This is a genomic window from Paractinoplanes hotanensis, from assembly GCF_023717965.1.
GTDB lineage: Bacteria > Actinomycetota > Actinomycetes > Mycobacteriales > Micromonosporaceae > Actinoplanes > Actinoplanes polyasparticus.
Window position 1 is genome coordinate 157,179 of record NZ_JAMQOL010000041.1, and the last position, 12,779, is coordinate 169,957.

Below are 12,779 nucleotides of genomic sequence, written 5' to 3' on the forward strand. Positions count from 1 at the left end.
AGGCGGGCGGCTGCGTAACTGACCTTGGCTGAGCTGGGTGGGTACGGCTGCTGAGCTTGCTGGCTCCGCTTCGCTGCGCGTGGGGCGATCGCCTTTTAGGTCAATGAGCAGGCACCCGGTTTCCTGCCGCCGCAAACCCCGCGGCGTCAGGAAACCGGGTGCCTGCTCATTGACGGCGACCGCCCCGGCAGCTCACTGGAAACGGGCGCACGGGAGAGAAGTGTTTTTGGGTTGCTCACACTGCACGCGAGCCAAATGCCGTGCGCACGTAACCAGTCAGCCGCCCGGGGCCCGTCGCCGCCGGGGAAGGGCCACCGCGCCGCGAGCCAAATTGCCGTGCGCACGTAGTCAGTGAGCTGCAGGGGCGGTCGCCCCACGCGGAGCGAAGCGGAGCCAGCAAGCTCAGCCGTGAAGCAAGCTCAGTGCTCTGCCGGGTGCCGGGTGCCCGTGTAGTACTCGAAGATCATGGCGCTGGAGGACACGATCACCAGGATCATGCCGAACACCACCAGCCACCACATCCAGAAGACCAGGCCGAGGCCGGCGATTGTGGCCGACAGGGCGATGCCGAACGGCCAGTAGCTGCCGGGGCTGAAGAAGCCGATCTCGCCGGCGCCCTCGGCGATCTCGCCGTCCTCGCGGTCTTCGGGGCGCAGGTCGATGCGGCGGGCGACGAACCAGAAGAAGCCGCCGCACATCGAGCAGAGCAGGCCGGACAGGATCAGCGCGATCGTGCCGATCCATTCCAGCTGGCCGAGGGCTTCGTGCGTGTAGATGCCGTAGACGACGGCCGCTCCGAAGAGGAAGACGGCGACGCCGGCGAAGATCTTGTATTCGGTGCGCACGCTGTCCCTACTTCCCGGCCGTCACAGCCGCGCCGGTGCCGGCGGACACCGCGTCCTGCTGGTTCCAGCTGTTCTTCTGGCGCCGCGTGTTGAACGGCTCGGTCGTCGTGGCGTACGCCTTGTCGCCGGTGAAGCCGATCGCCGCCATCGCCTCTTGCGTGTTGGCGCCGTCCCTCTTCGCGGCGAGGAACTGGTCGAACCGCTCGGGCGAGACCGACACCAGCTCGAAGTTCATGAACGCGTGGTACGTGCCGCAGAGCTCGGCGCAGCGGCCGACGTAGCGGCCCTCCTTGTCGAGAGTGATCTCGAAGGTGTTGCGCACGTTGCCCGGGAAGACGTCCCGCTTGAACAGGATCTCGGGCACCCAGAACGAGTGGATGACGTCCCTGCTCGTCTCCTCGAACCGGATCTTCTTGCCGGTCGGCAGCACCAGGATCGGGATGACGTCGGAGGAGCCGACCGTCGAGGCGACCGTGTTGGCCTCTTCACCGATGCCGTCGCGGTAGTTGAACTGCCAGTTCCACTTGAAAGCGACGACCTCGACGACCTGGTCGGGGTTCTTCGACAGCTTGTCCACGTCGGTCTGCACGATGGCCGTGTAGTAGAAGAGCACCGCCACGATCAGCACCGGGGTGACCGTGTAGAGCACCTCCATCGGCATGTTGAACCGCGTCTGCACGGGCAGCTCGTCACCGCGCTTGCGGTACCGGATGATGCACCAGAAGATCAGGCCCCACACGAAGACGCCGACGATCAGCGCGGCGATCGTCGAGGCGATCCACAAGTCGTACATCTTGTGGGCCTGCAAGGTGATGCCCTTGCCGGGCCATCCGAAGTGGCCGAAGGCCTCGCCGACACCGTCGACGGAACACCCCGAGAGCACCAGCAGCAGCAACGACCCGCCGAGACCGAGCCCGGCGCCCCGGACTGCCGCTCGCGGCCGTGCGGCCGAACCTTTTGCGCTCACCTGCTCTTGCCTCCTTAGCAGCGCCGCCTCCCGCCCGAAAAGGACACGAGTGGCCAGGCGTTACCGACGGTCGCACATTACTCGACCAGGCCCTCCCCCACCGTTGCGGGGTCCGATCTTCAGTGGTGCGCGTATACCCGCCGACAATCGGACGATACCGTTCCCGGGGTGGAATACACGGGCGTTCCCGCCGGTCCGGCATACCTCGATGCGGCGACAGCTGTTCCCCTGCATCCAGTGGCGCGGGAAGCACTGCTGGCGGCGCTCGCCGACGGCTGGGCCGACCCGGCGCGGCTCTATTCCGCGGGCCGGCGGGCCCAGCAGCTCTCCGAGGCGGCCCGGGCCGCGTTCGCGGAGGTCCTGGGCGTACGCGACGACGAGGTGTCCTTCTGGCCGTCGGGCACAGCCGCCGCCCAGGCCGCGGTGCTCGGCGCGCTCGCCGGACGTGCCCGGCGGGGCGACACGCTGGTGCATTCGGCGATCGAGCACTCGGCGGTGCTGCACGCGGCCGCGCGCGGCAAGGCGGTCGAGGTGGGCGTCGACCGCCTCGGCCGGCTCGACCTCGAAGCCTGGGAGCGGGCGGTCGCAGCGCCCGGGGTGGCGATGGCCTCGCTGATCAGCGCTAGCCACGAGGTCGGCACGGTGCAGCCGGTGGCGGCCGCGGCCGGCTACTGCGACGAGGCGGGTGTGCCGCTCTTCGTCGACGCCGCCCAGTCGGTGGGCCGGGCCGACGTGCCGCCGGGCTGGTCGCTGCTGAGCGCGAGCGCGCACAAGTGGGGCGGCCCGCCGGGCGTCGGTGTCCTGGTGGTCCGCAAGGGTGTGCGCTGGATCTCACCGTACCCGCAAGATGATCTTTATCGTCCGGGGGCACCCGGCAGCGCCAACCTGCCGGCTCTGGTCGCGGCCGCGGCGAGCCTGCGAGCGGTGCGTACGGCGGCCCAAAGCGAGGCTGTACGGCTGAGTGCCCTGGTCGAGCGCATCCGGGAGCGTGTGCCGGCGACCGTTCCCGACGTCGAGGTGGTCGGCGATCCGGAGCTGCGGCTGCCTCACCTGGTGACCTTCTCGTGCCTCTACGTCGACGGGGAGGCGCTGCTGCACGCGCTCGACCGGGCCGGCTTCGCGGTGTCGTCGGGCTCGTCGTGCACGGCGTCGACGCTGCGGCCCAGCCACGTGCTGGAGGCGATGGGCGTGCTCAGCCACGGCAACGTCCGGGTCTCGCTGCACCGCGACACGACCGAGGCCGACGTCGATCGGTTCCTGGCCGTGCTGCCCGGCCTCGTCGCGGGCATCCGGCGAGAGGCGGGCATGTGATCGAGCTGGACTGCTTGGGTCAGAAGTGCCCGCTGCCGGTGATCAAGCTGGCCCAGCACATCGGGAAGGTCGAGGTCGGCGACGTGGTGCGCGTGCTCGCCGACGACCCGGCCGCCGCGAACGACATCCCGGCGTGGTGCCGGATGAAGCACCAGGAGTACCTGGGTTCCCCCGCCGGGAACGCCTTCGAAGTGCGGCGCCTCAGCTGAAGGCCGCCAGCTGAACACTCAACCGTCCGACCGTCTCGACCGCCACCCCTGAAGTCGTCTAAAGGCTCAGGTATTCGAGCACCGGGCCGACCGGGTCGCGGGCCAGGAACGTGTCGACGACCAGGCGCGGGCCCAGGTAGGGCTCGTACTCGGCCTGCCGCTCCAGCACGCGCACCCAGTCGGGCACGCCTTCGTGGTCACGGTTCTGGTAGCGCTTCTCGACCCGGCGGCGGTGCTCGGCGTCGTCGCCGACCACCACCTCGATCACCCGCAGCGGCACGCCGGCCCGCTCGGCCACCTCGACCCAGAGCTGGCGGGCCGCCTTGACCGGGCTGACCGCGTCGATGATCACGTGCTGGCCGATGCCGAGCTGGACCTCGGCCAGCGCGGCCACCGCGCCGTACGCCGCGAAGCCGGGTCTCGGCTCGACGACCTCGTAGCGCTGGAGCGCGAAGTCGACGGTGTCGACCGCGAGCACGCACGCGGGCAGCTCTCTGGCCACCCGCGCCGCGAGTGTGCTCTTCCCGACGCCGGGCAACCCGGCGAAGACGGCCAGCACCATGGATCCCCCCGAAACTATGCAGGCAGACTCAGTTACCGGAAGGCAGGAACTGCTTGATCTCGGCCGCCGCGGCGTCGCCGTACGAGTCGGCGAAGCGCTTGGCGAAGTCCTCGCCGCGCACCTCGTACTCCTGGCCGCCGGCCGATTCGAGCACCAGCGCGGCCAGCAGCGAGCCGACCTGGGCCGCCCGCTCCAGGCCGAGACCCCACGAGATCGCCGCGAAGAAGCCGCCCCGGAAGCCGTCGCCGACGCCGGTCGGGTCCTGCGGGATGACGTCGCGCGCGACCGGCACGTGGATGCGCTCGATGTCGCGTCCGGTGATCTCGACGCCGTCCTTGCCGAGCGTGGTGACCCGGATCCGCACCTGCTCGAGCACCTCGTCCCCGGTGAGCCCGGCCTTGGTCTCGAGCAGCGAGCGCTCGTAGTCGTTGGTGAACAGGTATTCGGCCCCGCTGATCAGCGTCAGCACGTCGCTGCCGTCCATGCGGGCGAGCTGCTGCGACGGGTCGGCCGCGAACTTGTAGCCGCGGGCCCGGCACTCCTGGGAGTGGCGCACCATGGCCGCCGGGTCGTTGGCGGCGATCAGCACCAGGTCGAGGCCGCCGGCACGCTCGCTCACCGGGCTCAACTCGATGTTACGGGCCTCGGCCATGGCGCCGGCGTAGAACGAGGCGATCTGGTTGAGGTCGTCGTCGGTGGTGCAGACGAACCGGGCGGTGTGGGCCACCTCACTGATGTGCACCGAGTCGCAGTCGACGCCGTGCCGCTCGAGCCACGAGCGGTAGTCGGCGAAGTCGGCGCCGACCGCGCCGACGAGGATCGGGCGCAGGCCGAGCTTGCCCATGCCGAACGCGATGTTGGGCGCCACGCCGCCGCGCCGGACCACCAGGTCGTCGACGAGAAACGAGAGTGAGACCTTGTGCAGCTGGTCCGCGATGAGCTGGTCGGTGAACCGCCCGGGAAAGTGCATCAGGTGGTCGGTGGCGATCGAGCCGGTGACGGCGATCTTCATGTGGGCCCTCGGGGTCTTTGGTTACGGGGGGCTTACGTACGCAGCCTACCGGCTCGTGAACGACAGCAGGCCGCCCCGTTAACGAGGCGGCCTCCCTACAACCGCCCCGCCCACCACCCATAAAGCGGACTGAAGGCTATCCGCTGGAGGGTCGTGGGCGGGTTATCCCTTTACACCGTATTTGTCAGTGGAACGAGTCACCACAGGCGCAGGAGTTCTGCGCGTTGGGGTTGTCGATCGTGAAGCCCTGAGCGTCGATCCGGTCGGCGAAGTCGATCGTGGCACCGGCCAGGTAGGGCGAGCTCATCCGGTCGACGACGACCTCGACACCGCCGAAGTCGCTGACGACGTCACCGTCGAGCGAGCGCTCGTCGAAGAAGAGCTGGTAACGGAGGCCGGAGCAGCCACCGGGCTGAACGGCGATGCGCAGGCGCAGGTCGTCGCGCCCTTCCTGCTCGATCAGGGCCTTGACCTTGACCGCGGCGATGTCGGTCAGGATGACGCCGGACGGGGCGGTCGCCTCGACCGACTCGGTGTGCGCTTCAGTGGTCACTAGGTATCTCCCTGCCAGGTCGAACTAGGTGTTGCCCGGGTTTCCGCTGCCGGAAGGCTCGGACATGCTGCCGTACTGGCCAACGCTAGCCCGAATCCCCATGATTCCCAATCCGGGTGGCTTGTTTCACCGCTGGGCCTGATCAAACCAAAGATCAACGGGGGTTACCGGCGGCTCCACTGCTCCGAAAGACGTCCGGCCAGCTCACGCAGCCCTCGGGCGGGCTCGGTCAGCGCCATTTCGGTGCTGCCGAAATGTTCGGTCAGGGAATACGTCTCGGTCACACCGGCCGCGGCGGCTTCCCGGTAGCCCGTCTCGTTGCGCCCGGCCAGCACGATGCAGGGCAGCCCACGGTCGCGGGCGGCGTTGGCGATGCCGGCCACGACCTTCCCGCGCAGCGACTGGTGGTCGAAGGATCCCTCTCCCGTGATCACCAGGTCGGCCGCGTCCAGCTCCCGCTCGAGCCCGATCGCCGTGCTGACCAGCCCGATGCCCGAGACCACCCGGCCACCCAGGGCGATCAGCGCCGCGCCGATGCCGCCGGCTGCTCCCCCGCCGGGCGCCTGCTGCAGACCCTCGACCCCGAAAGCCTTTTCCAGTACGCCGGCGAACTGTTCCAGGGCGGCGTCGAGACGGTAGACGTCCTCCCGGCTGGCGCCCTTCTGCGGGCCGAAGACGTTGCTCGCGCCGTGCAGGCCGGTGAGCGGGTTGTCCACGTCCGTCGCGGCGATCAGGCTCACCTGCCGCAACCGGGGAGCGCCACCGAGCGAGGCGGCCGCGTTCAGGTAGGCGCCGCCGTACGGCAGGGCGTAGCCGGCGATGTCGACCGGCGGGGCACCCAGGGCGGCCAGCATGCCCGCTCCGGCGTCGTTGACCGCCGACCCGCCGAGCCCGATCACGACCTCGGCCGCGCCCGCCTCGACCGCCGCCATGAGCAGCAGGCCCAGCCCGTACGAGCTGGCCGAGTTCGGATCCCGTTCCTCCGGCGTCAGCAGGTGCAGGCCGCAGGCGTGCGCGCTCTCCACGTACGCCGTGGCGCCGACCAGCAGAATCTCGCCCTCGACGGGCCGGCCCAGCGGGTCGACCGTCGGCACGGCGATCCGGCGGCCGCCGGTCGCCCCGGCCAGCACCTCGATGAACCCCGGCCCGCCGTCGGAGAGGGGCCGCCGGATCAACTCGTCGGGGCGCGACCAACCGGCCACGACCGCCTCGGTCACTTCGAGGGCGGAGAGGGTTCCGGCGAACTTGTCCGGACAGATCAGCACGCGCACGCGATGAGTGTGGCAGCCCCCGTCCGCCACCCCTGAGCGGCCCGGCGGCTGTGCCATTCGCCACGGCGATCGCCCGCTCCGGCTGTGCGACGATGGCTGATGTGACGTCGACCTGGACCGAACCCTCGAACACCGCGACCGCGCTGCTCCTGCTGGGCCGGGGCAGCGACCCCGCCTCCGAGCGGGGCGTCGACTGCCCGGGCGAGCTGCCCGCCCCCAGCGACCCCAATCTGGTCGCCCGCGCCACCGCCGCCAAGGCCGCGCTGGGCGATCGTGTCTTCGTGCTCGGTCACCACTACCAGCGCGACGAGGTCATCCAGTTCGCCGACGTCACCGGCGACTCCTTCAAGCTCGCTCAGCAGGCCGCGGCCCGGCCCGACGCCGAGTTCATCGTGTTCTGCGGCGTGCACTTCATGGCCGAGAGCGCCGACATCCTGACCACGCCGGCGCAGCAGGTGATCCTGCCCGACCTGGCCGCCGGCTGTTCGATGGCCGACATGGCCGTGCTGGGCCAGGTGCAAACCGCGTGGGAGCACTTCGAAGACCTCGGCATCGCGGGCGAAACCGTCCCGGTCACGTACATGAACTCCTCGGCCGACATCAAGGGCTTCGTCGGCCGCAACGAGGGCGTGGTCTGCACGTCCTCGAATGCCAAGCGGGCCCTCGACTGGTCGTTCGAGCAGGGCAGCAAGGTGTTCTTCCTGCCCGACCAGCACCTGGGCCGCAACACCGCGGTGCTCGAGATGGGCTTCGACCTCGACGACTGCGTGCTCTACGACCCCCACAAGCCGCAGGGTGGCCTGACCGACGAGCAGCTGCGGAACGCGCGGATGATCCTGTGGCGCGGGCACTGCTCCGTGCACGGCCGCTTCACGCTCGACAGCGTCAACGACGTGCGCGAGCGGGTGCCCGGCGTGAACGTGCTGGTCCACCCCGAGTGCCGGCACGACGTCGTCCAGGCGGCCGACTACGTGGGCTCCACCGAATACATCATCAAGGCGCTCGACGCGGCGCCCGCCGGGTCGGCCTGGGCGGTCGGCACCGAGCTGAATCTCGTACGCCGGATGGCCCTGGCCCACCCCGACAAGCAGATCATGTTCCTCGACAAGACGGTCTGCTACTGCTCGACCATGAACCGCATCGACCTCCCCCACCTGGTGTGGACGCTGGAGGAACTGGTCGCCGGCCGCGTGCCGAACGTCATCACGGTGGACGAGGAAACGGCCAAGCACGCGCGTGTCGCGCTGGACCAGATGCTTGCCCTGCCGTAACGGAATGTAGTCGGCAAGATCCGTACAGCGCGCGATTTTCTTTCCGCTGTCTTAACTGTCGGCTTTTCACGGCCTCCCGCGCGTTGTGTGACTGGCGTCCTTGTCACTCAGCGCTATGCTCACCCGGTTGCAGAAACGGGGTACCCCCAACCCGTCTGCCCCCTCGATCATCTTCGGGCGCTCCCCTCGCGCCCACCGGCTGGAGGTTACGTTGACCGACGACGTCTTGGTCGTGCACGGCGGTACGCCGTTGCAGGGTCAGATCCGGGTCCGTGGCGCCAAGAACCTCATCTCGAAGGCGATGGTGGCCGCCCTGCTGGGCGAGTCGCCGAGCCGCCTGTTCGACGTCCCGCGCATCCGTGACGTCGAGGTCGTCCGCGGCCTGCTCGAGCTGCACGGCGTCAAGGTCAGCGACGGCCAGGACGACGGCGAGCTGGTGATGGACCCGACGAACGTCGAGAGCGCCAGCACCGACCAGATCAACGTGCACGCCGGCTCCAGCCGGATCCCGATCCTGTTCTGCGGCCCGCTGCTGCACCGCCTCGGGCACGCGTTCATCCCCGACCTGGGCGGCTGCCACATCGGCCCGCGCCCGATCGACTTCCACATCCAGGCGCTGCGCGAGTTCGGCGCGGTCGTCGACAAGCAGCCCGAGGGCATGCACCTGAGCGCGCCCAACGGGCTGCACGGGGCCAAGCTCGAGCTGCCCTACCCGAGCGTCGGCGCGACCGAGCAGGTGCTGCTGACCGCCGTCCGCGCCGAGGGCGTCACCGAGCTGCGCAACGCGGCCATCGAGCCCGAGATCATCGACCTCATCTGCGTGCTGCAGAAGATGGGCGCGATCATCACGGTGCACACCGACCGGGTCATCGAGATCCAGGGTGTGCCGCGGCTGCACGGCTACCAGCACAAGCCGATCCCGGACCGGATCGAGGCGGCCAGCTGGGCCGCCGCGGCGCTCGCGACCAAGGGCGAGATCGAGGTGCTCGGCGCCCGCCAGGCCGACATGATGACATTCCTCAACGTCTTCCGCTCGATCGGCGGCGAGTTCCAGATCACCGACGACCGGGTGGCGCGCCCGGGTGTGACCGGCGCCGAGGGTGGCATCAAGTTCTGGCACCCCGGCCACGAGTTGCAGGCCGTCGCCCTCGAGACCGACGTGCACCCCGGCTTCATGACCGACTGGCAGCAGCCCCTGGTGGTCGCGCTGACCCAGGCCCGCGGCCTGTCGATCATGCACGAGACCGTGTACGAGCAGCGGCTCGGCTACACCGACGCGCTGAACCAGATGGGCGCCACCATCCAGGTCTACCGCGACTGCCTGGGCGGCACGCCGTGCCGGTTCGGCCGCCGCAACTTCAAGCACTCCGCGGTCATCGCCGGTCCGTCCAAGCTGCACGCGGCCGACCTGGTCATCCCCGACCTGCGGGCCGGCTTCGCCCACCTGATCGCGGCGCTGGCCGCCGAGGGCACCTCCCGGGTGTACGGGGTGGACCTGATCAACCGCGGCTACGAGGACTTCGAGAACAAGCTGGCCGCCCTGGGCGCGCACGTCGAGCGGCAGAACTGAGCTGAGCTGACCCGCAGCGGAAAACCGAAATGAACCGGCAGTAACAGCCTCTCTTTCATCACTATCAGCGGCGCGGTGTGAAACACACCGCGCCGCTTGGCTACTCTCTGAGCGTGCCCTCGCTCTTTCGCCGCAAGCAGTCCGACGTCGCCGCTCCTGAGGAAGTCGAGGAGGTGACGTCGGCCGAGTCGCGTCCGAAGAGCTACACGCCCAGCAAGAAGGAGCTCGGCCAGGTCACGCCCAAGCGGGTCACCACCGGCCGCCGCTTCGGCGCCGAGACGGCCGCCCCGGCCAACCGCCGCGAGCAGGTCAAGCAGATGCGCGAGCGGCAGCGCCAGGAACGGGCCGAGGCGACCGCGGGCATGAAGGCCGGCGACGAGCGCTACCTGCTGGCCCGCGACCGCGGCCCCGAACGCGCGCTCGTGCGCGACATCATCGACAGCCGCCGTACCGTCGGCACCTACTTCTTCGGCGGCGCGCTGATCGTGCTCATCGGCTCGACCGTGCAGATCTCCGCCGTCCAGCTCGCCAGCAACCTGCTGTGGCTGCTGCTCGCCATCGGCGTGGTGATCGACAGCGTGCTCATCGCGCGCAAGGTCAAGCGCCTCGTGAAGGAGCGCTTCCCCAAGACCACCCAGCGCGTCGGCTCGCTGCAGATCTACGGCGTGATGCGCGGCCTGACCTTCCGCCGCATGCGCGTCCCCAAGCCGCGCGTCGAGCTCGGCCAAGCGGTCTAGCTCCCCTCCGGCTGACCCGGCTCCTCCGGCCGCCCCGGCCCGAGGTGGGTGCGCTGGCCCTCGTGGTCGAGGATGCACAGCACCTCAGCCGGCTCGCCGTGCGCGCCGAACGCGTGCGGCACCATCGTCGAGAACTCGGCCGCCTCGTTCGTGCCGACCAGGATCGTACGGTCGCCCAGCCGCAGCTCGACGGTGCCGGAGAGCACGGTGAACCAGTCGCGCCCCGGGTGCACCCGCAGCTGGTCGGGCACCTTGCGGGTGATCCGCATCTTGGCCACCGTCTGACCACTGTCGCGCGACAGCAGCCAGGTCGTGACGCCGCGATCCGGATGCTGGTGCGGGCGGATCACCACGTCGTCGTCGGCCTCGGACTCGACCAGCTGGTCGATCGTGGTGCCGAGCGCGCGGGCGATCGCGGCCATCTGGTCGAGGGCTATCCGCCGATGCCCCGTCTCGATCCGGCTCAGGGTGGACGGGCTCAGCAGCGAACGACCGGCCAGCTCGTCGAGGGACCAGCCGCGGGCCACCCGCAATCCCCGGATCCGCTGCCGGACCACCGCCTCCAAATTCTGGTCTTGCTTCATACGCAAGATGCTATGCGCTGACAGCAAGGCGCGGCTACCTTCGGGACATGGCTCACGACCACATGATCGAAATGCTCGACCTGGACGCCGAGGTCCTGCACGACTACCACAGCGACGTCATCGCCTGGGTAGGCCGCGAGGCCGCCGAGAACCCCCGCATCGTCGACCTGGGCGCCGGCAGCGGCACCGGCTCACTCGCCCTGGCCCGCGAACTGCCCGGCGCCCGCGTCACGGCGGTCGACGTCGACCCCGAGATGCTGGCCCACCTGCGCGCCCGGGCCCAGCAAGCGGGCCTCGGCGACCGCATCGGCACCGTCGAGGCCGACCTCGACGAACCCTGGCCCGCCTTCGGCCCCGTCGACGTGGTCTGGGCCGCCTCCTCGATGCACCACATGGCCGACCCGGCCCAGGCGCTGGCCTCAGCCTTCACCGTTCTGGGCCCCGGCGGCCTCCTGGTGATCGCCGAGCTCGACTCGTTCCCCCGTTTCCTCACCGGCACTCCCGACGAGCCCGTGGAAGACGCCGGCCACGCCGAGATGGACAAGCGCCGCCACGAGGCCGGCCTGCACATGCACGAGAACTGGGGCGAGCGCATCCGCCAGGCCGGCTTCACCGAGCTGACCGAACGCCACTTCGACATCGCCCTGCCCGCGCCGCTGCCGCCGGCCGCCGCCCGCTACGCCGTGGTGACCCTGAGCCGCATGCGCCACGGCCTGGAGGACCGACTGACCGCCACCGACCTGGCCGCCCTCGACCGGGTGGTGGCCGGTCTGCCCGGCCGCGACGACCTCAGCGTCCGCACGGATCGCACGGTCTGGCTGGCCCGCCGCTAGGTTCGGAGCACTGGGAAGTTGCCCGACGGCGTGCGCCGCCTGCTGGCCGGTTAGTCGACGCCGGCCAGGCGCAGCAGGGCGGCCACCGCGGCCGCCGCCACGACCACGACGACGAAGGGGGCCCGGCGCCAGGCCAGCAACGCGCCTACGGCCACGCCGGCCGGGCGGGCCACGCCGGCGAAACCGCTGCCCGCCATCAGTGTCGCGGTGCCGGCCAGGGCAGCGAGCAGGGCGGCGGCAGCCATCGGGAGCAGGCGCTGGAGGCCGGGGGACAGCGTGAGGCGTTCCCGCAGCAGCACGCCGCCGAGGCGCATCGTGTAGGTGCCGACGCCCAGCACCAGGATCGCGGCGAGCAGCATCAGGCCTCCCGGCGACGGCCGAAGCGGATCAGGGTGAGCAGGCCCAGCAGGGCGCAGAGCACGGGCAGGCCGGCGGGCAGGAAGGGCGTCGTGACTACGGCGACGGCTGTGCCGGTGAGCGCGACGATCCGGGTCGGCCGGTCGCGCAGTGCCGGCAGGATCAGGGCGATGAGGGCCGCCGGGAAGGCCGCGTCGAGTCCCAGGGCCTCGTAGTCGCCCACGGCCGAGCCGAGCAGCACGCCCAGCAGCGTTCCGACGTTCCACGAGGTGAAGAGCGTGATGCCCATCAGCCAGTAGGTGCGCCGGCGGCGGGCCGGGTCGTCCTCGGCCAGGGTGAACGCGACGACCTCGTCCGTCATCACGTGGGTGCCGACCAGGCGGCGCCAGCCCGTGCCCATGGTGCTGCCGATGGCCAGGCCGAACGGGATGTGGCGGGCGTTGAGCAGCAGGCCCGCGAAGACGGCGGCGATCGGATTGCCGGCGGCGAGCAGTCCGATGGCCAGGAACTGCGCTCCCCCGGCGAAGACGATCGTGGACATGGCGAACGGCACCCACGTCGGCAGGCCGTACGCGATCGCGATGGCGCCGAACGACGCGCCCACCGCCACCATGGCAGCGGCGATGGCGACGGCGTCGCGGACCTGCGCCCGGTCGAATGTCTGCGTTCGCTGTATCGTACGCATGGTTTGAAATAC

The 12,779-nt window shown here is 70.2% G+C and carries 15 protein-coding genes; 6 read left to right on the forward strand and 9 right to left on the reverse strand.

The window, feature by feature from the left end:
- Positions 1 to 419 precede the first annotated feature (419 nt).
- Together LXN57_RS28940 and ctaC are read right to left on the reverse strand one after the other, a co-directional pair.
- Complete coding sequence (locus LXN57_RS28940) at positions 420 to 845, reverse strand: cytochrome c oxidase subunit 4 (RefSeq protein WP_251801363.1); 426 nt, start codon at positions 843 to 845, stop codon at positions 420 to 422.
- A 7-nt stretch (positions 846 to 852) separates the two neighbouring features.
- Positions 853 to 1,812 (reverse strand): aa3-type cytochrome oxidase subunit II, encoded by a 960-nt coding sequence (gene ctaC, locus LXN57_RS28945; RefSeq protein ID WP_438872925.1) that lies wholly within the window; start codon positions 1,810 to 1,812, stop codon positions 853 to 855.
- Positions 1,813 to 1,980: 168 nt separating this feature from the next.
- Between ctaC and LXN57_RS28950 the strand changes: the two genes are divergently transcribed.
- A complete protein-coding gene (locus LXN57_RS28950; RefSeq protein ID WP_251801364.1) occupies positions 1,981 to 3,123 on the forward strand; it encodes a cysteine desulfurase family protein in 1,143 nt (380 codons plus the stop codon).
- On the forward strand, positions 3,120 to 3,332 hold the full coding sequence (locus tag LXN57_RS28955) for a sulfurtransferase TusA family protein (RefSeq protein WP_251801365.1): 213 nt from the start codon (positions 3,120 to 3,122) through the stop codon (positions 3,330 to 3,332). Before LXN57_RS28950 ends, LXN57_RS28955 begins: the two co-directional genes overlap by 4 nt.
- A 58-nt stretch (positions 3,333 to 3,390) precedes the next feature.
- On the opposite strand, the gene LXN57_RS28960 is transcribed toward LXN57_RS28955, so the two are convergent.
- The 4 genes from LXN57_RS28960 to LXN57_RS28975 form a co-directional block, all read right to left on the reverse strand.
- Positions 3,391 to 3,894 (reverse strand): P-loop nucleotide/nucleoside kinase family protein, encoded by a 504-nt coding sequence (locus tag LXN57_RS28960; protein WP_251801366.1) that lies wholly within the window; start codon positions 3,892 to 3,894, stop codon positions 3,391 to 3,393.
- 28 nt (positions 3,895 to 3,922) lie between these two features.
- Entirely contained in the window at positions 3,923 to 4,906 is a 984-nt protein-coding gene (locus LXN57_RS28965) for a carbohydrate kinase family protein (protein ID WP_251801367.1), read from the reverse strand.
- A 184-nt stretch (positions 4,907 to 5,090) separates the two neighbouring features.
- Entirely contained in the window at positions 5,091 to 5,459 is a 369-nt protein-coding gene (erpA, locus tag LXN57_RS28970; RefSeq protein ID WP_251801368.1) for an iron-sulfur cluster insertion protein ErpA, read from the reverse strand.
- A 164-nt stretch (positions 5,460 to 5,623) separates the two neighbouring features.
- Positions 5,624 to 6,730 carry a glycerate kinase family protein gene (locus LXN57_RS28975; RefSeq protein ID WP_251801369.1) on the reverse strand — a complete coding sequence of 369 codons (1,107 nt, stop codon included), beginning with the start codon at positions 6,728 to 6,730 and terminating at the stop codon, positions 5,624 to 5,626.
- 92 nt (positions 6,731 to 6,822) lie between these two features.
- Between LXN57_RS28975 and nadA the strand changes: the two genes are divergently transcribed.
- From nadA to LXN57_RS28990, 3 genes are all read left to right on the forward strand, one after another.
- On the forward strand, positions 6,823 to 8,001 hold the full coding sequence (nadA, locus tag LXN57_RS28980; RefSeq protein WP_251801370.1) for a quinolinate synthase NadA: 1,179 nt from the start codon (positions 6,823 to 6,825) through the stop codon (positions 7,999 to 8,001).
- A 211-nt stretch (positions 8,002 to 8,212) separates the two neighbouring features.
- The gene (gene murA / locus LXN57_RS28985; protein WP_221376206.1) at positions 8,213 to 9,571 is read left to right on the forward strand and encodes a UDP-N-acetylglucosamine 1-carboxyvinyltransferase; all 1,359 of its coding nucleotides are present in this window, start codon (positions 8,213 to 8,215) and stop codon (positions 9,569 to 9,571) included.
- A 113-nt stretch (positions 9,572 to 9,684) separates the two neighbouring features.
- Positions 9,685 to 10,308 carry a DUF3043 domain-containing protein gene (locus LXN57_RS28990; RefSeq protein ID WP_251801371.1) on the forward strand — a complete coding sequence of 208 codons (624 nt, stop codon included), beginning with the start codon at positions 9,685 to 9,687 and terminating at the stop codon, positions 10,306 to 10,308.
- Here the strand turns inward: LXN57_RS28990 and LXN57_RS28995 are convergent.
- A complete protein-coding gene (locus LXN57_RS28995; protein WP_251801372.1) occupies positions 10,305 to 10,892 on the reverse strand; it encodes a helix-turn-helix domain-containing protein in 588 nt (195 codons plus the stop codon). The genes LXN57_RS28990 and LXN57_RS28995 overlap by 4 nt on opposite strands.
- A gap of 47 nt (positions 10,893 to 10,939) precedes the next feature.
- Between LXN57_RS28995 and LXN57_RS29000 the strand changes: the two genes are divergently transcribed.
- Entirely contained in the window at positions 10,940 to 11,725 is a 786-nt protein-coding gene (locus tag LXN57_RS29000; protein ID WP_251801373.1) for a class I SAM-dependent methyltransferase, read from the forward strand.
- 50 nt (positions 11,726 to 11,775) lie between these two features.
- Here the strand turns inward: LXN57_RS29000 and LXN57_RS29005 are convergent, their stop codons facing one another.
- Positions 11,776 to 12,084, reverse strand: coding sequence for an AzlD domain-containing protein (locus LXN57_RS29005; RefSeq protein ID WP_251801374.1), 309 nt, complete (start codon positions 12,082 to 12,084; stop codon positions 11,776 to 11,778).
- The gene (locus LXN57_RS29010) at positions 12,084 to 12,767 is read right to left on the reverse strand and encodes an AzlC family ABC transporter permease (RefSeq protein ID WP_251801375.1); all 684 of its coding nucleotides are present in this window, start codon (positions 12,765 to 12,767) and stop codon (positions 12,084 to 12,086) included. Before LXN57_RS29010 ends, LXN57_RS29005 begins: the two co-directional genes overlap by 1 nt.
- Positions 12,768 to 12,779 lie beyond the last annotated feature (12 nt).